12 protein-coding genes are annotated in these 19,100 nt (G+C 61.6%); 9 read left to right on the top strand and 3 right to left on the bottom strand.

Features of this window, described 5'->3' with window-relative positions; genetic code table 11:
- The first annotated feature begins 114 nt into the window (after positions 1-114).
- The 6 genes from DBR18_RS03410 to DBR18_RS03435 all read left to right on the top strand — a co-directional run bounded on the left by DBR18_RS03410 (position 115) and on the right by DBR18_RS03435 (position 14,876).
- The gene (locus DBR18_RS03410) at positions 115-4,608 is read left to right on the top strand and encodes a SpvB/TcaC N-terminal domain-containing protein (RefSeq protein ID WP_108589257.1); all 4,494 of its coding nucleotides are present in this window, start codon (positions 115-117) and stop codon (positions 4,606-4,608) included.
- Positions 4,605-7,391 (top strand): RHS repeat-associated core domain-containing protein, encoded by a 2,787-nt coding sequence (locus DBR18_RS03415; RefSeq protein ID WP_108589258.1) that lies wholly within the window; start codon positions 4,605-4,607, stop codon positions 7,389-7,391. The genes DBR18_RS03410 and DBR18_RS03415 overlap by 4 nt, the downstream gene beginning before the upstream one ends.
- Positions 7,381-10,059, top strand: a complete 2,679-nt coding sequence (locus DBR18_RS03420) for an RHS repeat domain-containing protein (RefSeq protein WP_108589259.1) — start codon at positions 7,381-7,383, stop codon at positions 10,057-10,059. The genes DBR18_RS03415 and DBR18_RS03420 overlap by 11 nt, the downstream gene beginning before the upstream one ends.
- An 84-nt stretch (positions 10,060-10,143) precedes the next feature.
- Positions 10,144-11,904, top strand: a complete 1,761-nt coding sequence (locus DBR18_RS03425; RefSeq protein WP_108589260.1) for an ATP-binding protein — start codon at positions 10,144-10,146, stop codon at positions 11,902-11,904.
- Positions 11,904-13,235, top strand: a complete 1,332-nt coding sequence (locus tag DBR18_RS03430) for a sigma-54 dependent transcriptional regulator (RefSeq protein WP_108589261.1) — start codon at positions 11,904-11,906, stop codon at positions 13,233-13,235. Before DBR18_RS03425 ends, DBR18_RS03430 begins: the two co-directional genes overlap by 1 nt.
- A gap of 321 nt (positions 13,236-13,556) precedes the next feature.
- Entirely contained in the window at positions 13,557-14,876 is a 1,320-nt protein-coding gene (locus DBR18_RS03435) for an MFS transporter (RefSeq protein WP_108589262.1), read from the top strand.
- A 147-nt stretch (positions 14,877-15,023) separates the two neighbouring features.
- Here the strand turns inward: DBR18_RS03435 and DBR18_RS03440 are convergent, their stop codons facing one another.
- The gene (locus DBR18_RS03440) at positions 15,024-15,779 is read right to left on the bottom strand and encodes a hypothetical protein (RefSeq protein ID WP_108589263.1); all 756 of its coding nucleotides are present in this window, start codon (positions 15,777-15,779) and stop codon (positions 15,024-15,026) included.
- A gap of 340 nt (positions 15,780-16,119) precedes the next feature.
- Here DBR18_RS03440 and DBR18_RS03445 point away from each other — a divergent pair, with 340 nt between their 5' ends.
- Positions 16,120-16,353: a hypothetical protein gene (locus DBR18_RS03445; protein ID WP_108589264.1), complete on the top strand. Its 234-nt coding sequence runs from the start codon at positions 16,120-16,122 to the stop codon at positions 16,351-16,353.
- Between the two features lie 238 nt (positions 16,354-16,591).
- Positions 16,592-17,221, top strand: a complete 630-nt coding sequence (locus tag DBR18_RS03455; RefSeq protein ID WP_108589265.1) for a flavin reductase family protein — start codon at positions 16,592-16,594, stop codon at positions 17,219-17,221.
- Here DBR18_RS03455 and DBR18_RS03460 read toward each other — a convergent pair whose 3' ends face one another.
- Both DBR18_RS03460 and DBR18_RS03465 read right to left on the bottom strand, forming a co-directional pair.
- A complete protein-coding gene (locus DBR18_RS03460) occupies positions 17,222-17,464 on the bottom strand; it encodes a hypothetical protein (RefSeq protein WP_108589266.1) in 243 nt (80 codons plus the stop codon).
- Between the two features lie 43 nt (positions 17,465-17,507).
- Positions 17,508-17,861, bottom strand: a complete 354-nt coding sequence (locus DBR18_RS03465) for a putative quinol monooxygenase (protein ID WP_108589267.1) — start codon at positions 17,859-17,861, stop codon at positions 17,508-17,510.
- A gap of 429 nt (positions 17,862-18,290) precedes the next feature.
- On the opposite strand from DBR18_RS03465, the gene DBR18_RS03470 reads away from it, so the two are divergent.
- Positions 18,291-19,100, top strand: an 810-nt coding sequence (locus DBR18_RS03470) for an AraC family transcriptional regulator (protein WP_256588516.1), incomplete at its 3' end; no start/stop codon positions are given.

The raw sequence follows: 19,100 nt of genomic DNA on the forward strand, positions 1-19,100 counted from the left end.
GGCCAGCACATTAATAGCCTTTTGGCACCTGTCAGATCTGACAGGTTACGAACTCAGCGGATCTTGCTAGCGTCTGTCCATCCACGTTTCTCACGTGGCCAATGGATACCGATCATGGCCGATCAAGACCTGAGCATCATCACCCCATCCATCGCCAAAAGCGCATCGATTGCCACCATCGGCAAGAGTTGGGGCGCCGTCGGGCCAACCGGTGCGGCGACCTTTGAACTGCCTTTGCCGCTGTCCGGCGGGCGCGGCTGGGACCCGCAGCTGTCGCTGAGCTACAGCAGCCAGGCCGGCAATGGTCCGTTCGGCATCGGCTGGAGCCTTGGATCAGGACAGATCAGCCGGCGCACCAGCAAGGGGACGCCGCGCTACACCGATCATGACGAAATCATCGGTCACGACGGCGAAGTGTGGATGCCCGAGCTGGACGCCGAAGGCCAGATCAAGTCCCGTAGCGAGCGTGTCTATGACGGGCTGGATGTCGGGCCGCACGGGGTCGTCCGTTACTGGCCGAGGGTCGAAAGTGACTTCGCGCTGCGTGAGCGCTGGCAACCCGAGTCCGGCGAGCCACCGTTCTGGCTGATTCACGGTGCCGACGGCTCATTGCATGTCTATGGCAAGACCGCCTCGTCACGCCGGGCCGATCCTGACGATCCATCGCGCGTCAGCACCTGGTTGTTGTGCGAGAGCCTCAATCCACTGGGTGAACACATCTGCTTCACCTACAAGGCTGACGATGAGGATCCCGACCCGGTCCATGATTACCGCGCCCAGCGCTACCTGCATCGGGTGTTCTACGGCAATGTCACGGCCAGCAAGGACTTGTACGCCTGGCGCACCGAAGACGCGGCCACGCTGGACTGGCATTTTCATCTGGTGTTCGACTACGGCGAGCGTACCCGCTCACTCACCGACAAACCCGAGTATGACGGCAACACCCTGCAACCCTGGCTGATCCGGCAGGATCCTTTTTCAAGCTTCGGCCAGGGTTTTGAACTGGGCACCCGACGCCTCTGCCAGCAAGTGCTGATGTTTCATCGCTTTGCCCCTGAAACGGGCACTGAACCGGTGCTGGTCCGGCGCCTGCTGCTGGAGTACCTCGATCGGGCCACGGCGTGGGGTTACAGCCAGATCCGCGCCGCCCACTATCAGGCCTGGGATGCCCGCGGCGTGGTGGAAAACACCCCTGCCGTGGAGTTCGACTACTCGCCGTTCACCCTCGACAAAACCCCCAGACCGCTGTTCTCGCCGCAGAACATGCCGGGCATCGCCGACGGTGATTTCTATCAGTGCGTCGATCTGTACGGCGAAGGCGTGCCCGGTTTCCTCTGCCGTTATGACCAGGGCTGGCACTACCGCGAACCGCTGCGCAGCGAGGCCGGTGCGGATGTGATCGATTACAGCCCCTGGACACTGCTCGACAAAATTCCCCTCGCCCGGCGCAACAGCCATGCGCAGCAGCTGCTGACCGACCTCACGGGTGACGGCCGACTGGACTGGATCACCGCACAACCCGGCCTGCAGGGTTTCCGCACGCTGAACGCCGACCGCACCTTTGCCCCCTTTCTGGCGTTCAACGGGTTTCCCGCAGAGTTCTTTCATTCGCTGCTGCAACTGGGTGATCTGTCCGGTGACGGCCTCGGCTCACTGGCCCTGATCGGCCCACGTGCGGTGCGCCTCTACGCCAACCGGCGTGAAGAAGGCTTCGCCGCCGCCCAAGAGGTCGAACATTCCCCGGCGGACGATCGTTTGCCGTTGTTCAGCAACTCGCCCAGCGAGCTGGTGCTGCTGGGCAATCTGCTGGGCAGCGACATGAGCGAGCTGTGCCGTATCCGTCATGACGAGATCAAGTGCTGGCCGAATCTGGGTCATGGTCGCTTCGGCAAGGGCCGGGTGATCAGCGCCCTGCCCTTCGAGTACGCCACCTTCGATGTCGCGCGGGTGCGCATCGCCGACCTCGATGGTTCCGGGGCGCCGGCGCTGATCTACCTGAATTCGGACGGTTTCGATATCTACCTCAACCGTGGCGGGCGCGGATTGGAGCAGACACCGGTGAGCGTGCCGTGGCCCGAAGGCGTGCGCTATGACCGCCTGTGTCAGGTCAGCCTGGCCGACCTGCAAGGCCTGGGTTGCGCAAGCCTGATCCTGACCGTGCCGCACATCAAACCGCAGCACTGGCGCTATGACTTTGTGCCGGCCAAGCCGTACTTGCTCACGGCCAGCAACAACAATATGGGCTGCAGCGCCAGCGTGACCTATCGCAGTTCGGCCCAGGAATGGCTGGACGAAAAACGCGAGCGACTGAGCCTCTCGCCCGACCAGACACCCGCGTGCTACCTGCCCTTCCCGATTCAGGTGGTCAGCCGACAGGCGCAACTGGACGAGATCACCGGCAATTGCCTGAAGCAGTCGGTGATTTACCGGCACGGCGTCTACGACGGTCGCGAACGCGAGTTTCGTGGCTTCGGTCACTTGCGCCAGACCGACAGCGAATCGGCCACGGGTGACGATGACGTGGGGTTCACCGCGCCAGTCCGGGTGCACAGCTGGTTTCATACCGGGCAATCGATGGCGATGTCGCGCGAGGGTTATTTCACAGGTGACCGACAAGCCGTGCCACTGGGCGAGACTCTGTTCAGCCACTTTCATCCGGGTGACGAAATCGATGAGCCGGTGACCCCGCCCGACGCCGACAGCGAATACGAAATCGCCCGGGCACTGGCAGGCTCGATGATCCGTAGCGAAACCTATGCCGATGCCGACGACCCCGTTTCAGCCAGGCCCTATGCCGTGGCGGAACATCGCTATCTGGTGCGCGAGGTTCGCGCCCGCGGCGTCCACGACGGGTATTCAGTGCTGCTGCCCCTGCCACTGGAGCAGATCCGCTACGCCTACGATCAACAGATCGACGACCCTCAGATCAGCCATGACCTGACCCTGCGCAGCAGTGCCTGGGGGGCGCCGATCCAGGCCATGACCGTGCATTACGCCCGGCGTCTCACCGAGCAGGACCCGCCACCGTTCAGCGACCCGGACGAGCAGCAGTGGTGGCTCGACGCCCATGATCCGGCGCAGCAATCCTGGTACGTGAACGAAACCCGCTCGCGCTACATCGATATCGAAGACCCGCAGCACTGGCGGCTCGGTCTGCCTTTTCAGCAGCGCGGCAATGCACTGGTGCTGCCCAAGGGTACGCTGCCCGACGGGCTGACGGCGGCGCAGGTGTCGTTCGAACAACTGACCCGCCATCAGGACTCTGCCCAGTGGTGGGCTGCGCGGGTGCTGACCTCGCAATCCGTACAGCGTTATCGCAAGACCCTCGACCAGTCGCTGCTGCCCGACGGTCAGGCGGAGTTTGCCGCGCTGGCAGGCCCGCTGGAACTGGCGCAGATGGACAAGACCGCGCTGGATGCCTACGGCGACCTGCCGCCGCCGTTCGATATCCGCGTTGAACTGGCGAACATCGGATTCAACCCGATGCCGCTGCTGTTCGAACCGGCGCCTGCCGCCGATGCACAGGACAACCTCTGGTCGGCTGAGTATGGTTTCGTCAAATACGCCGACGCCGACGGTTTTCACAAGGTGCGCGAATACAGGGAAACCCTCAGCCATGGCGTCACCCTGGCCGAATACGACGCCTATCACCTGGCCGTGAAAACCGTTGTGTTGCCCGACGGCTGCACAACCGGCGTCGAGTATGACTATCACGCGTTGCAGCCGCTGCGGATCATCGACGCCAACGATAACGAACAGCAAGCGCTCTACGAGCCCTCCGGGCAACCGCTGGCGGTCAGTTTTTTCGGCACTGAAAACGGCCAACCGGCAGGTTTCCGGCCACTGGATGAATACGTCCCGCCCACCGACCATCGCCCTGACCCGGCTATCGATGATCCGCAGGGCGCGGTGCAAAAAGCGGCCAGCACCCTGCGCAAGGATCTGTTCAGCTGGATGGGGCAACTGCCGCCAGGCACCGCTGCAGACTCCGGACATTTCGCCGAATGGGTCGCGGCCGGTCATGTCCTGCCCAGCGGCCATATCCGTGCCAGCGCTCGTCGGCATCTGGCCGGGGCAATGACACTCAGCCCGGCTGAACAGGCGTTGAAGGCCGCGATCGAGCGCGTCCCCCGCGAGCCGGTGCACAGCGTCGTGCTCAGCGCCGACCGCTACCCTGACGATCCGGTCGCTGCGCAGATCCACATCATCAAGGCCTGTGTCGATGGGTTCGGGCGCACCTTGCAGACCCAGCAACGGGTCGAGCCGGGCCTGGCCTATGTGGTGGATGACGACGGTGAGCTGATCGTCGAAGACGGCAAGCTGCTTGAAGAGATGGCCGATCCGCGCTGGCGCATCAGCGAACGGGTGGAATACAACAACAAAGGCCTGGCCGTGCGCCAGTTCCGGCCGTTCTTCGCCAATACCCATCGCTACGTCAACGATGCTTCCCTGCGCGAGCACGGTTATTTCGATCAACTGTTCCATGACCCGCTCGGTCGCCCGGTCAAACTGATCAATGCCAAGGGCCATTTCTCTCGCGAGACGTATCACCCCTGGTATCACACCAGTGAAGACTTTAACGATACCGACGAGTCGGGGCAGCCATGAACGTCCATCGCAGGACGCCGGTTATCGAGGCAAGCGAAGGTCGCGGTCTGCCAGTACGCCAGATCGGTTACTGGCGCACCTTCGCCGATGCGCCGGCGGCTGCGCTGGTCAGCCGACAGCAACATGACGCCGCAGGCCGGCTCGTTGCCCAATGGGACCCGCGCCTGCCGCGACCGTGTCTGACCAGCGTCTACACCCTGACGGGGGCGCCCCTGCAAACCGACAGTGTCGACGCCGGTTGGCGCCTGTCGCTGCCGGGCCTGGCCGGTGAGTCGCTGCGGCGTTGGGACGGGCGCGGCACCGTGTGGCGTACAACGCACGACTCGCAGTTGCGAGTCGTGCAGGTGAGCAACGCCACGAATCCGGCCGATGATGAAACATTCGTCTATGGCGACGCCGCCCATGACGCCGGGCACAACCTTCGCGGGCAATTGCTCGAATGTCGCGATGCCTCGGGCAGCCTGCACCTGCAGGGTTATGGCCTGGGCGGGCAACCATTGGCCGAGACCCGCACTTTTAATGATGACCAGGCCTTTGCCAGCCGCCGCCGCTATAACCCGCTGGGCGTCCTGCTGGAGCAAACCGATGCAGGCCAGCACCGGCAACTTCTGGGCTACGACTGCGCCGGACAACTCAACCACAGCCAGTTGCAGCTCGCGGGGCAACCCGCGCAGGCTGTGCTGCTCGACGCACAGTACAACGCCGCGGGGCAGATCATCGAACAGCGCACTGCCAATCAGGTGAACACGCGCTGGTGGTATGACGCGGCCAATGGCCGGCTGCACCGGCAAACCGCCCGGGTCGGGCAGCAACCACCCTTGCAGGACTTCGAATACCGCTACGACCCGATGGGCAACGTCACTCGCATCGACGACCATGCCTTCACGCCCAGCCATTTCGCCAACCAGCGCGTCGACGGTCATCGCGAGTTCAGCTACGACTCGCTCTACCACTTGCACAGTGCCAGCGGTCACGACGATGCACCGGCCGCCGATAATCCGGGACGGCCACAGCCGAGCGACCCTGCCGACCGGCGCAATTATCTGCAGACCTACACCTACGATGCCGGCGGCAACCTGATCCGGCTGGTCCATGCGCGCGAAGGCGCCAGCCATACCCGGGAAATGTTCATCGACCCGCTCAGCAACCGGGGCGTGCGCTGGCGCGAGGGCGATCCGTCACCGGAGTTCGACAGACTGTTCGACCGTCACGGCAACCTGCAAGCCCTGCAGCCCGGCCAGGCGCTGGACTGGAATACACGCGATCAACTGGCCGCAGTGAATCTGGTGAGGCATGACGACGGCTCCACCGATGCCGAACGCTATGTCTACAGCCAGGGCCAGCGCGTCTACAAACGCCACACCACCTACGCTGCCAATGCCGAACATTTTCATGAAGTGCGGTATCTGCCGGGGCTGGAGATCCGCCGTCGGGACAACGGTGAGGAACTGCACCTGATCACCCTCGCCGCCGGTGCCGGCAGTACGCGCTGTCTGCATTGGGTCGCGGGCCAACCGTCCGGGATCGATGCCGACCAGTTGCGCTACCACCTGGAGGATCACCTGGGTTCGTGCGCCATGGAGCTTGATCAGCAGGCGCGCATGATCAGCCACGAAGGCTATTACCCGTTTGGCGCCACGGCCTGGCTGGCGGCGGGCTCGGCAATCGAAGTGGCGTACAGGTTTGTGCGGTACTCAGGTCAGGAGATGGATGTCAGCGGTTTGTATGACTACGGTGCGCGGTATTACGCACCGTGGCTGCAACGCTGGATCAGCCCTGACCCGGCAGGGACTGCGGACGGGCCGAATCTGTACGCCTTCGTCGGCAACAACCCCCTGCGCTTTGTGGATGCCGGTGGAACGAGCAAGGCCCAAAGCGAGATCCTGCAATATTCAGCCTTTATCTCTGCTGTTGGCGGTCACAGCAATCGGTTGCTTTTCACGATGCACAACATCATTCACAAGAAAAATATCGGGCGCAATCTGTTGGCCAATTTTGCCGTCGAGGTAGTGAAAGGTGTCGTCGGTTATGAAGCAGGGCTCAAGGGTGCGGGTCTGGTGGATCTGGTCGCACCGGCCATTCCTCCAGTGATCCCTTACCTCACAATTGGCGGCGTGGTAGGGGGCAATGTTGCCGGCGACCTGGCGGGAGCGGTCATTGACCCATTGACCAATGCACTGGCGGAACACACCGGAATCACCCTCGGGCCACTGATCCCGCAGACTTCGACGATGTCCGTCGAGAGAATCGATAGCGATCTGGGCATCTACCAGCCTGAAGAATCAATTTCGATCAATAGCTGGTCAGACGTGCGTGAAGGGGTGGACTCTGCGCTCAACTCAGTGCTCAACCCGGACTTCATCATGAACAGAGCGATGGGCAGCTGGATATCGATCATCCCCGCGTCGATCAACCTGTTTGCTCGGGCCATTGAAGCCGCAGACATCGATGATGGTCTCACCCCGATGAAAATCGGCAAGATCGAGGCGTTGCTTGATGACTGGACAAGTGCAATCGAGATCCGCTCGGCCGCTGCTGAAAGCGGGTTCGACACGCTTGGCTCCGATGTCCTGAAGAACGGCTTTCACACCGTTACCCGCCAGGCGTTGCAAGACCAGACACGTAACATCCTTGTCGACATCGCCCATGCTCAACGCGGCCTTAAGGCCTACCGAGAGATGCTTACCAGCGATGGCCGGTTCCTCGGAGAAAAAGCACACCCGACACCTCCAAGTAACATCAGCAAAACCGCCTTCTACAAGTGGTGGACCCATGCCAACTGACTCGCTTGACTGGCGCACACCGACCCTGACCGTGTACGACAGCCGCACCCTGCACGTGCGTCAGGTGGCCTATTGGCGCAATGAAAGCGGCGCGCGCGCAGCCGCCCTCATTACCCGACAACGCTACGATCCTGCCGGGCGACAGGTCGAACAATGGGACCCACGCCTGTCTGGCACCGCGCCCCGGCCCAATCTTGCCAGCGTGTATGACCTGAACGGGCAGCCGCTCAAAGTCGACAGCGTGGATGCAGGCTGGCGCTTGCACCTGCCGGGCCTGGCCAATGAGCGACTGCAACGCTGGGATCAGCGCGGCAACCACTGGCATAACCGTTATGACCCTTTGCTGCGGCTGGTCGCCGTCACCGAGAATGCCCAGCCCGACGTCGAGCGTTTCTCCTACGCCGACAGCCACGCGGACGCCGGGTCCAACCTGTGCGGGCAATTGACGGAACAGTTCGACCCCGCCGGCCTCCTTCGGCTGCAAGGCTACACCCTGCTCGCTCAGCGCACGCATGAATCCCGACTGTTCGCCGGCGAGACTGCAGCGTTCACCACCCTCATCGATCACGATGCATTGGGCAACGTGGTGCAAGTGACCGATGCCGGCGGCCATCGCCAGCAATCGCGTCATGACGTCGCCGGACAACTGCAGCAGGTCTGGATGTGGCTCGCCGGTGCCAGTGCGCCAGAACCGGTGATCCGGCAGAGCCACTACAACGCTGCCGGCCAGTTGACCGAGCAACTGGCCGGCAACGGTGTGCGCAGCCAGTGGCTGCACGATCCGGCGGATGGTCGCCTGAGTCGACAACTGGCGCGCAAGGATCAGCAGGCGGCGCTGCAGGATCTGCATTACACCTACGACCCGGTCGGCAATGTCCTGCAAATCGAAGACCACACCCTCGGCACGGTGTATTTCGCCAATCAACGGGTGGAGGGCAAGCGCGAGTTTGTCTACGACTCGCTGTATCGCCTGCGCGAATGCAGCGGCTTCGAAGGCGAGATTCCCCAGCAGACGCCCGGCCTGCCGCAGCCGGTCCCCATCGACCCCGGCCGACGCTACAACTACACCGAGCACTACCGCTACGACGCCGGCAACAATCTGATCGAACTGCGGCATGTGCGCGAAGGCCACAACTTCACGCAGCACATGGTCATCGATCCGCACAGCAATCGCGCGGTGCGCGGCACAAGTGGCGATCCCGACCCGGTGTTCAGCGAGCATTTCGACCTGCACGGCAACTTGCTGAAACTGCAACCGGGCGTCCTGCCGCTGCAGTGGAACAGCCGCGACCAGCTGGCCCGCGTGACCTTGCTGCAACACAGCAATGGTCTGCCCGACGACGACGAGGTTTACCTTTACAGCCAGGGTGAGCGCGTCAGTAAAGTCAGTTCCAGCCACGCAGTGAATGTCACTCACCGCAGCGAAGTGCGCTATTTGCCGGGCCTGGAGATCCACACCCGCAGCGATGGTCAGCAGTTGCACGTCATCGTGCTGCCCGGCGCGCGCTGCCTGCACTGGCTCAGTGGTCAACCGGCGGAAATCGAAACCGATCAGTTGCGTTACAGCCTCGACGATCACCTCGGGTCCTGCTCGCTGGAGCTGGACCGCCGCGCCGGTGTCATCAGCCTGGAGCATTATTACGCCTTCGGTGGAACGGCCTGGTGGGCCGCCCGCTCAGCCGTGGAGGCGGGTTACAAAACGATCCGTTACTCGGGCCAGGAAATGGATGCCAGCGGTCTGTATTACTACGGCGCGCGGTATTACGCACCGTGGCTGCAACGCTGGGTCAGTGCTGACCCGGCGGGTGATGTCGACGGGCTGAATCTGTATGCGTTCGTCAGCAACGGCCCGCTGACCCATGTCGACCGGACAGGCACCTCCATGGAGGTTTTCGATCTGGCCAGAAAAGCGATCGGCCTGCTCGATCATGCCAAAACAGCGGCCGATCAATTGCACAACCTGACTCAGGAGTTCGACGATCTGGTGCCGGAAGGTGCGGACATCGAAGACATACGAAAGAACATGACGTTCGGAAAATTCATCAAGTCCCGGGCTGGCATCAAATCGGCCCTGTACGGTGCCGGGAAAGGGGGCTTTGTCGGTGGGCTTATAGGCACGGCGATACCGGGACTCGGCAATGCCATCGGCAGCGGCGCAGGAGCTCTGTTTGGCCTGATCGTTTTCCCCGTGCTGCGCTATTACTTTTTCAAGAGAGGGTTGAAGCTTGCGCAAACGCTGCACACCCAGGAACTCAAGGATGGCCTGCAAAACGCCAGTGATACCGCCACCCGCGTGGTTGATGGCGCCACCGATCTGCTCAATGGCGGCAAGACGGTGATGGAGAGCATCAAAAACATGACTGCCACCCTCAAAGAATATCCAGCGTTCCTTCAGACGCAGTTCGAAGACCAGTTAAAAGCCCTGGCCAGTGACAAGCAACGCGAGGTCATCAAGCTGCTGAGAACCGGAATCGACCCGTTCGAAGCCATCGACAAGGTACTGGAGACGGCACAGAAGGTCATGGATGACGCCCCCGACATCGCCGCCGAGGTGAGCAACCGTCTGCAAGAATTGCAGAGCACCGTGACTGAGGAAGCAAGGCTCAGACCCATCCCCAAACCGCGAAAACTCATTCATCGGGTCTCGGTCGGAGAAACGTTCGCATAACGTCAAAAGGGCATTGGAACAGTGCGCCGAGCCTCTTCGGCGCATGCTATCGTGCCCGCCCGTCCCTTTATCCATTAGCCCAGCATGCTGCCGACTTCCCGTACCCTGCGTCTGTCGTTGTATACCCTGCTGATCATCGCCGGTGCGGCCATCGCCGCCACGCTCGCCATCCGCCACGCCGAACGCCAGGCACTGGAAGAAGACGCCGCTCGCGCCAACCAGCAACTGACGCTGTATGCCAACTCACTGCACACCCTGATCGACCGCTATCGCGCCCTGCCCGCCGTGCTGGCGCTGGACCCGCAATTGCGCGGCGCACTCGCCGGGCCGGTAGGCGCCGAACAACAGAACGAACTGAATCTGAAGCTGGAAAAGATCAACGGCGCGGCGCAGTCCTCGACCCTCGAACTGCTCGACCACACCGGCCTGGCGGTGGCCGCCAGCAACTGGCGCCTGCCCAGCAGTTATGTCGGCCACAACTACGGTTTTCGTCCGTACTTCAGCCAGACCCGCACCCAGGGCAGCGGGCGTTTTTATGCGGTGGGCGTGACCAGTGGCATCCCCGGTTACTTTCTGTCCAGCGCGGTGCTGGACGACAGCAATCAGTTCCTCGGGGCAATGGTGGTCAAACTGGAATTCCCCGAACTTGAGCGCGAGTGGAGTCAGGGCAGCGACACCCTGCTGGTCAGCGATGCACGCGGGATCATCTTCATCGCCAACCAGCCCGGCTGGCGCTATCGTTCGTTGCGGCCCCTCGATAGCCGCGACATGGACGAGATCATGCGCACGCGCCAGTACGACAAGCAATCGCTGATCCCGCTGACGCATCTGTCCCTGCGTCACTTCGACGACAACAGCGACCTGCGCCGGGTTGAAGGCCCGCAAGGCACGGCGGATTATCTGTGGGAATCGCTGCCGCTGGCCGCCGAAGGCTGGACCCTGCACCTGCTGCGCCGCCCGCAAGTAGCCTTCGAAGACTTGCGCAACGCCGGGCTGGCTGCTGCCGGTGTGTGGCTGGCGCTGGTGTTTCTGTTGTTGTTCCTCAATCAGCGCTGGCGCCTGTCGAAAATCCGCCAGCGCAACCGCGAAGAACTCGAACAACTGGTCGAAGAACGCACTCGCGATCTGCGCACCGCCCAGGACGGTCTGGTGCAATCGGCCAAGCTCGCCGCACTGGGGCAGATGTCCGCCGCACTGGCCCACGAAATCAATCAACCGCTGACCGCGCAACGCATGCAGCTCGCAACGCTGCGCCTGCTGCTTGAGCATGGCCGCGTCGATGACGCGTACAAAGCGCTCAAACCGGTGGACGACATGCTCACGCGCATGGCGTCGCTCACCGGCCACCTGAAAACCTTTGCCCGCAAGAGCCCCAGCGGCCTGCGCGAGCGACTGGATCTGGCGACGGTGGTCGATCAGTCGCTGCAACTGCTCGACGCTCGCCTGCGCGATGAACAGGTCAGCCTGATGCTGCACCTGACGCGACCGGCGTGGGTGCGGGGCGATGCGATCCGCCTCGAACAGGTGCTGATCAATCTGCTGCGCAATGCTCTCGATGCGATGCAGGGCAAACCGTGCAAGCGTCTGGAAATCCGTCTTGAGGCCGACGAACAACTGTGGCGCCTGAGCGTGATCGACAATGGCGGCGGGATTGCCGTAGAGCACCTGAATCAAGTGTTCGACCCGTTCTTCACCACCAAACCTGTGGGTGACGGCCTTGGCCTGGGGCTGGCAGTATCGTTCGCCATCGTGCATGAATCCGGCGGGCGTCTGAGTGTTGAAAATGGCGAGGCCGGCGCCGTGTTCAGCCTGACCCTGCCGATCGATCTGGAGGCACACATCTGATGCTCAACTCAGTGATGGTGGTCGATGACGAAAGCAGCATCCGCAGCGCCGTCGAGCAATGGCTGAGCCTGTCGGGGTTCGAGGTGCAGCTGTTCAGCCGCGCCGAAGACTGCCTCGCCGCGCTGCCCGCACACTTCCCCGGCGTGATCCTCAGCGATGTGCGCATGCCGGGGCTCAGTGGTCTGGAGTTGCTGGCCGAGGTGCAGCGGCGTGACGCCGATCTGCCGGTGATTCTGCTCACCGGTCACGGTGATGTGCCGATGGCGGTCGAAGCCATGCGTGACGGCGCCTATGACTTTCTGGAAAAACCGTTCAGCCCGGAAAACTTGCTCGGCAGTCTGCGCCGGGCGCTCGACAAGCGTCGGCTGGTTCTGGAAAACCGTGCCCTGCACGAGCAGGCCGACCACCGCGCCAGACTCGACGCCACGCTGCTCGGCGTGTCCCGTGGCATGCAGACCTTGCGTCGGCAAGTGCTGGATCTCGCGGCGCTGCCGGTCAACGTGTTGATCCGTGGTGAGACCGGCAGCGGCAAGGAACTGATCGCCCGCTGTCTGCATGATTTCGGCCCGCGCGCCGACAAACCGTTTGTGGCACTGAACTGCGCGGCGATCCCCGAGCAGTTGTTCGAGGCCGAGTTGTTCGGTCATGAAAGTGGCGCGTTCACCGGCGCTTCCGGCAAACGTATCGGCAAACTGGAATATGCCGACGGCGGCACGCTGTTCCTCGATGAAATCGAAAGCATGCCACTGGCCCAGCAAGTGAAGCTGCTGCGGGTGTTGCAGGAACAGAAGCTGGAGCGGCTGGGTTCGAACCAGAGCATTCGCGTCGATCTGCGGATTGTGGCTGCGACCAAACCCGACCTGCTGGATGAGGCCCGGGCCGGACGTTTTCGCGAAGACTTGGCGTATCGCCTGAACGTCGCCGAACTGCGCCTGCCGCCGCTGCGCGATCGTCGCGAAGACATTCCGCTGCTGTTCGAGTCGTTCGCCTTCAGTGCCGCCCAACGCCTGGGGCGCACCTTTCCACCGCTGAGCGGTGCGCAATTGAGCCACCTGCTCAGCCATGACTGGCCGGGCAACGTGCGCGAATTGGCGAACGTCGCCGAGCGTCAGGTGCTGGGGCTGGATGAACCGGTGCAAGGCATCGACCCTGGCCAGTCGCTCGCGGCGCAGCAGGAAGCGTTTGAAGCGCAGTGCCTGCGCGCGGCGCTGACACGGCACAAGGGCGATGTGAAGGCGGTGCTGGAAGAGTTGCAACTGCCGCGCCGCACCTTCAATGAAAAGCTGCAGCGGCATGGGTTGAGTCGGGAGATGTTTGTTCCGGGCAGTTGAATTTTGCAGTGTTTGATCCGGCCTCTTCGCGGGCAAGCCCGCTCCCACAGGGTTTTGTGCTGAACACAGAATGTGTGAACACCACCGACCACTGTGGGAGCGGGCTTGCCCGCGAAGCGGCCCGCACAGGCAACATTTATCCATCAGCCTGAATGAGCAATTTTCCGCTCACAACCATCCAGCCATAAGCGGATTTCCGCTCATAAAATCCTGCCACCCCTTCTAAACCGCCCCTCTCCCCGTTGGCACAGCTCCTGCTATAGCCCCTGCAGGCTGCGTTTCGACGCGCTCCACAAAAACAATTAAACGAAGGATCCTTCAATGGATAACTCCAACGCCCTGCCCCTTGGGTCGGCTGCCGTGCCCGCCAAAGAAAGAACCACCGCCAGCCGTATCAAATCGATCTTCAGCGGCTCGGTCGGCAACATGGTCGAGTGGTACGACTGGTATGTTTACGCAGCATTTTCGCTGTACTTCGCCAAGACCTTCTTCCCCGCCGGTTCCACCACTGCGCAATTGATGAACACCGCCGCGATCTTCGCCGTGGGCTTCCTGATGCGCCCGATCGGTGGCTGGTTGATGGGCCTCTACGCTGACAAAGTCGGGCGCAAGAAAGCCCTGATGGCTTCGGTCTACCTGATGTGCTTTGGCTCCTTGCTGATCGCCCTCAGCCCGAACTATGAAACCATCGGCATCGGCGCGCCGATCCTGCTGGTGTTCGCCCGTTTGCTGCAGGGCCTGTCGGTCGGCGGTGAATACGGCACCTCCGCCACCTATCTGTCGGAGATGGCGACCAGGGAACGTCGCGGCTTCTTCTCCAGCTTCCAGTACGTGACCCTGATCTCCGGTCAGCTCATCGCCCTGGGCGTGCTGATCGTGCTGCAGAACATGCTGACCACCGAACAGCTGTACGCGTGGGGCTGGCGTATTCCGTTCGCCATCGGCGCACTGTGCGCAGTCGTCGCGCTGTACCTGCGTCGCGGCATGGAAGAAACCGAGTCGTTCACCAAAAAAGAGAAGTCCAAGGAAAGCGCGATGCGCACCTTGCTGCGCCACCCGAAAGAACTGCTGACCGTGGTCGGCCTGACCATGGGCGGTACGCTGGCGTTCTACACCTACACCACCTACATGCAGAAATACCTGGTGAACACCGTCGGCATGAGCATCTCCGACTCGACCACCATTTCTGCCGCTACGCTGTTCCTGTTCATGTGCCTGCAACCGATCATCGGCGGCCTGTCGGACAAGATCGGTCGGCGTCCGATCCTGATCGCCTTCGGCGTGCTCGGTACGATCTTCACCGTGCCGATCCTGATGACCCTGCACACCATCCAGACCTGGTGGGGCGCGTTCTTCCTGATCATGGCGGCACTGATCATCGTCAGCGGCTACACCTCGATCAACGCCGTGGTGAAAGCCGAGCTGTTCCCGACCGAAATCCGCGCGCTGGGCGTCGGCCTGCCGTACGCACTGACCGTGTCGATCTTCGGCGGCACCGCCGAATACATCGCGCTGTGGTTCAAGAGCATCGGCATGGAAACCGGTTACTACTGGTACGTGACCGCGTGCATCGCGGTGTCGCTGCTGGTGTACATCACCATGAAAGACACGCAGAAACACTCGCGGATCGTGACTGACTGATCGGGATTTCACAGCCACTGCAATGGTGGCTGGGTGGCCTCATCGCTGGCAAGCCAGCTCCCACAGGGTCAGGTGGTGCACACAGAATTTGTGTACATCACCAATTATTGTGGGAGCTGGCTTGCCAGCGATGGGGGCGACTCGGTATCAAGTCAACTCGGCCACCGGCGGCTTGCCATAACGCTTCTGTGCATACGACGCGCCGACAATCATCGCCAGCAGAATCCCCGCCAGCACCGCCGACGAGCCGATGGTGCCGAAGTCCAGGCCACCCTTTTCATGGGGCTTGGTCATCAGATCGCCCAAGGTCGCACCGAACGGCCGGGTCAGCACGAACGCTACCCAGAACAACAGCACCGACGAAATCTTCGTGAAGTATTTGAGCGCCACGACCACGGCGATGGTCGAGCCGATCAGCAGCGCACCTCCGGCAAACCCCAGGCCCGAATCATCGGCCAGGTAGTCGCCGAGCGCCGTGCCCAGGGTGTTGGAAAACAGAATCGCCATCCAGTAGAACATCTCGCCGCGAAAGGTCTGCACCTTGCTGACGTTCAGCGAATCGCCGCTCAGGCGCCAGGCCGCGAAGATCGCCAGCAGAATCGCAATCAGGATCATCGAACCGGTGGCATACCCGAGCCCAAGGGTGCGGTCCATGAAGTCGGACAGGGTGGTGCCGGCGGTGCTGGTGGACAGAATCACGATCCAGTACAGCAGCGGCTTGTAGGTCTTGGCCATCAGTTGGCTGATCAGGGTCAGCACGAACACGCTGATCAGGATCAGCGAGCTGAGGGCGTACCCAACGTTGAGGGTCATCGATAGCAAATCCCCCGCGGTTTCCCCCAGGGTCGTCGCGCAGATTTTCATGACCCAGAACGCCAGGGTGATTTGAGGCAGTTTGTTCATCGCAAGCAAAGCTCCAGTGTGTGGCGGCCGTTTCTTGGTTTTCTGGCCGTGGGCAGACTGGCGATGCGCCGGTGAAAAAGCGGTCGGCAACAGATGAAAAATCTGTCATATCGCGAAAACAGCGATTAATCCCCCATTAATGCTGCCCTTGCACCTTACCAATACCTGATCGATGACCTGCGCGGCGTTCGCTCCCGACAGTGGAAGCCAATCAATGCGCCGCCCTTAACATCAATTTAATCGATTGTTTTTAGCATTAATTTGCGCTTTTTAATCAATTTAGTTGGCGTAGCATTAAACCCAAGCAAGACACACCGCCAACTCATCTGGAGTCACGAACATGAAAACCAAACTGATCCTCGCCCTGACCCTGTCCGTACTGGCCGCCAACACCTTCGCTGCCGATGGCTCGGACAAAACCAAATCGGCCGACTTCATCTCCGGCGGCACCGCCGCCATCGAAACCAGCCACTCGGGCACTTACGCTGCTGACGGTTTCGATAAAACCAACATCGGCAAAACCGTGGCCGCCGATGGCTTCGACAAGACCGGTACTGCTGCAGCCATCAGCTAAGTATCAGCAGCGCTTCCACAGCCCGGCTCCGGCCGGGCTTAGTCATTTCTGAAATCCACACAATTCCCCTGTAGGAGCTGCCGAAGGCTGCGATCTTTTGATCTTGATCTTGAAAAACAGAATCAAAAGATCGCAGCCTGCGGCAGCTCCTACAGTGGGATCAGTGTCTGGCTGGAAATATGCGGGGCGTCCTTGCACTATGGCTGCATCCAAACGCAGCCTCAGGAATTCATTCAACATGTCCGATGACATCCACTACTACGAACCCGCCAACGGCCACGGCCTGCCCCACGATCCGTTCAACGCCATCGTCGGCCCGCGCCCTATCGGCTGGATTTCTTCGCAGGATGCCAATGGGCAGTTGAACCTGGCGCCATACAGCTTCTTCAACGCGTTCAACTACATCCCGCCGATCATTGGTTTTTCCAGCGTCGGGCGCAAAGACAGCCTGAACAACATCGAGCAGACCGGCGAGTTCGCCTGGAACCTCGCCACCCGGCCGCTGGCCGAGCAGATGAACCAGAGCTGCGCGATGGTCGCGCCTGAGGTCAACGAGTTTGAATTGGCGGGGCTGACGCCGGCGGCGTCGAAGGTGATTGCGGTGCCACGGGTAGCCGAAAGCCCGGTGTCCTTCGAGTGCAAGGTCACGCAGATCATTCAGTTGCAGCGCGCCGATGGCGAAACCGTGCCGAGCTGGCTGGTGCTCGGCGAAGTGGTCGCCGTGCATATCGCCAAATGGCTGTTGAAGGACGGAATCTACGACACCGCCGCGGCAGAACCGATTCTGCGCGGCGGCGGGCCGGCGGACTATTTCCAGCTGGGGCCTGAAGCCCTGTTCAAGATGTGGCGCCCGGGGGCGGTCAAATAACTACCAGATCAACTCGGCGTCATCAGTGACACCCTTGAGGCGGTCCAGCTCATTGATGGCAGCCTCATCGGCAGCGATGGCGCCGGGGAATACCTGATCACCCAGCAGTTTGTGGAAGCGTGGCGCACCGCCATCGACCAGGGCCTTGACCGCGATTGCCGCGTGATAACCCTTGTTGCCGCCCAACTCGACGGGGACGACTGCGGAGACTGCTTCGAAGTTTTCGAACTCTTTACGTGCCATGGCACAGATCCTGGCTCAGATGAATAAGCCGGACATTAAACCCTCAACCGGCGAGTTTGTGTATCGGTGCCGGGCATTGTCCCAGCGCCTGCGCCGCCGACACCTCTTTGAAGGTGTGGAAATCCAGGCTGTTGACCACCAGATCCTGGACCAATTCGGCAAAGACCTGCATCGACGGGCTGCTGAAATAGGCGGTCATCGCCTGTTGATGGCTCCAGAAACCGGAGACCAGCCACAGGTCCGGATCACATTGCGAATGCTGCAGGGCAAAGTTCAGGCAACCGGGGGCGCTGCGTGAAGGCTCGATCAAGGCACTGAGGCGTGCACCCAGTTCGGCGGAGCGTCCGGCGCGCGCTCGAACGAAGGCCATATGACTGACGGGAATCTGCTTGGACATGTTCAACCCTCCCAGGGAGTCGCGTGGCAGCCGGGGGACGGGCTGCGACAGGATCCAAGGTTAAGGGCCGGGCGCAAGGTGCCGTTAGTCGATTCCTGCCGCTGCGTTGCACAATCCTGCGAGACTGCACAAACGCCCCGCATCGATGGGTAGAAACCTGTCATACCGCTGTCACACCGCTTTTGTGTAGGAGCTGCCGAAGGCTGCGATCTTTTGATTTTTGTTTTTAAAATCAAAAGATCGCAGCCTTCGACAGCTCCTACGGGGGATTCGACCGCAGGCACTGTGCGTCGGGTGCAGGCTGATGGCGGGGGCAAAAAATCAGCCGATGCAGAATCAGGCAAGCATTTGACAGGATGTGTCTACCGCTTGCGCTTGCACAAATATAGGCTCTGCCCCATTCCACCGTCTTAGCAGAGGATGCCGCGCATGACGTCATTCGATCGTTTCCAGGCCCCGCTCGATGTCGACATGGAAAAACAGCGTGCGGAGCTCGCGGGGATCATCCGCCGCAACACCACCGACGACGGCAGTTACCAGACCGCAATCGGCTCGCTGTTCATGTCGCGCCACACAAAATCCCACGACTTCGCCCCGGTGCTGGCGCAACCGGCGTTGTGCATCATGGCCCAGGGGCGCAAAGAGGTGCGACTGGCGGACGAGTACTTCAACTATGACCCGCTGAATTACCTGGTGGTCTCGGTCTCGATGCCGCTGAGCGGGCGGGTTGTGAATGTCTCGCCCGAAGATCCGATCCTCGCCGTGCGTCTGGACATCGATCCGGCGGAAATCACCGCACTGATCGCCGACGCCGGCCCCATGGGCGTGCCGACCCGGCCGACCGGGCGTGGCCTGTATGTGGAAAAGATCGACAGCGCGATGCTCGACGCGGTGTTGCGTCTGGCACGACTGCTGGATGCGCCGAAAGACATCGCCATGCTCGCGCCGCTGATTCGCCGGGAAATTCTCTATCGCCTGCTGCGCAGTCCGCAGGGCCACCGCTTGTATGAGATCGCGATTGCCAACAGTCAGAGCCATCGCATCAGCCAGGCGATCAAATGGCTCAACGGCAACTTCGAACAGCCGTTGCGCATCGATGATCTGGCGAAAGAGGTGAACCTCAGCGTCTCGACCCTGCACCACCGTTTCAAGGCGATGACCGCGATGAGTCCGTTGCAGTATCAGAAGCAGCTGCGCCTGCAGGAAGCGCGGCGCCTGATGCTGGCCGAAGGGCTGGAG

Origin of the sequence: Pseudomonas sp. HMWF021 (genome assembly GCF_003061005.1) — a bacterium.
Lineage (GTDB): Bacteria > Pseudomonadota > Gammaproteobacteria > Pseudomonadales > Pseudomonadaceae > Aquipseudomonas.

Bases quoted from the DNA above. Each gene is read 5' to 3' on its own strand.
- DBR18_RS03410 (WP_108589257.1), top strand. From the start codon at position 115: ATGGCCGATCAAGACCTGAGCATCATCACCCCATCCATCGCCAAAAGC.
- DBR18_RS03415 (WP_108589258.1), top strand. From the start codon at position 4,605: ATGAACGTCCATCGCAGGACGCCGGTTATCGAGGCAAGCGAAGGTCGC.
- DBR18_RS03420 (WP_108589259.1), top strand. From the start codon at position 7,381: ATGCCAACTGACTCGCTTGACTGGCGCACACCGACCCTGACCGTGTAC.
- DBR18_RS03425 (WP_108589260.1), top strand. From the start codon at position 10,144: ATGCTGCCGACTTCCCGTACCCTGCGTCTGTCGTTGTATACCCTGCTG.
- DBR18_RS03430 (WP_108589261.1), top strand. From the start codon at position 11,904: ATGCTCAACTCAGTGATGGTGGTCGATGACGAAAGCAGCATCCGCAGC.
- DBR18_RS03435 (WP_108589262.1), top strand. From the start codon at position 13,557: ATGGATAACTCCAACGCCCTGCCCCTTGGGTCGGCTGCCGTGCCCGCC.
- DBR18_RS03440 (WP_108589263.1), bottom strand. From the start codon at position 15,779: ATGAACAAACTGCCTCAAATCACCCTGGCGTTCTGGGTCATGAAAATC.
- DBR18_RS03445 (WP_108589264.1), top strand. From the start codon at position 16,120: ATGAAAACCAAACTGATCCTCGCCCTGACCCTGTCCGTACTGGCCGCC.
- DBR18_RS03455 (WP_108589265.1), top strand. From the start codon at position 16,592: ATGTCCGATGACATCCACTACTACGAACCCGCCAACGGCCACGGCCTG.
- DBR18_RS03460 (WP_108589266.1), bottom strand. From the start codon at position 17,464: ATGGCACGTAAAGAGTTCGAAAACTTCGAAGCAGTCTCCGCAGTCGTC.
- DBR18_RS03465 (WP_108589267.1), bottom strand. From the start codon at position 17,861: ATGTCCAAGCAGATTCCCGTCAGTCATATGGCCTTCGTTCGAGCGCGC.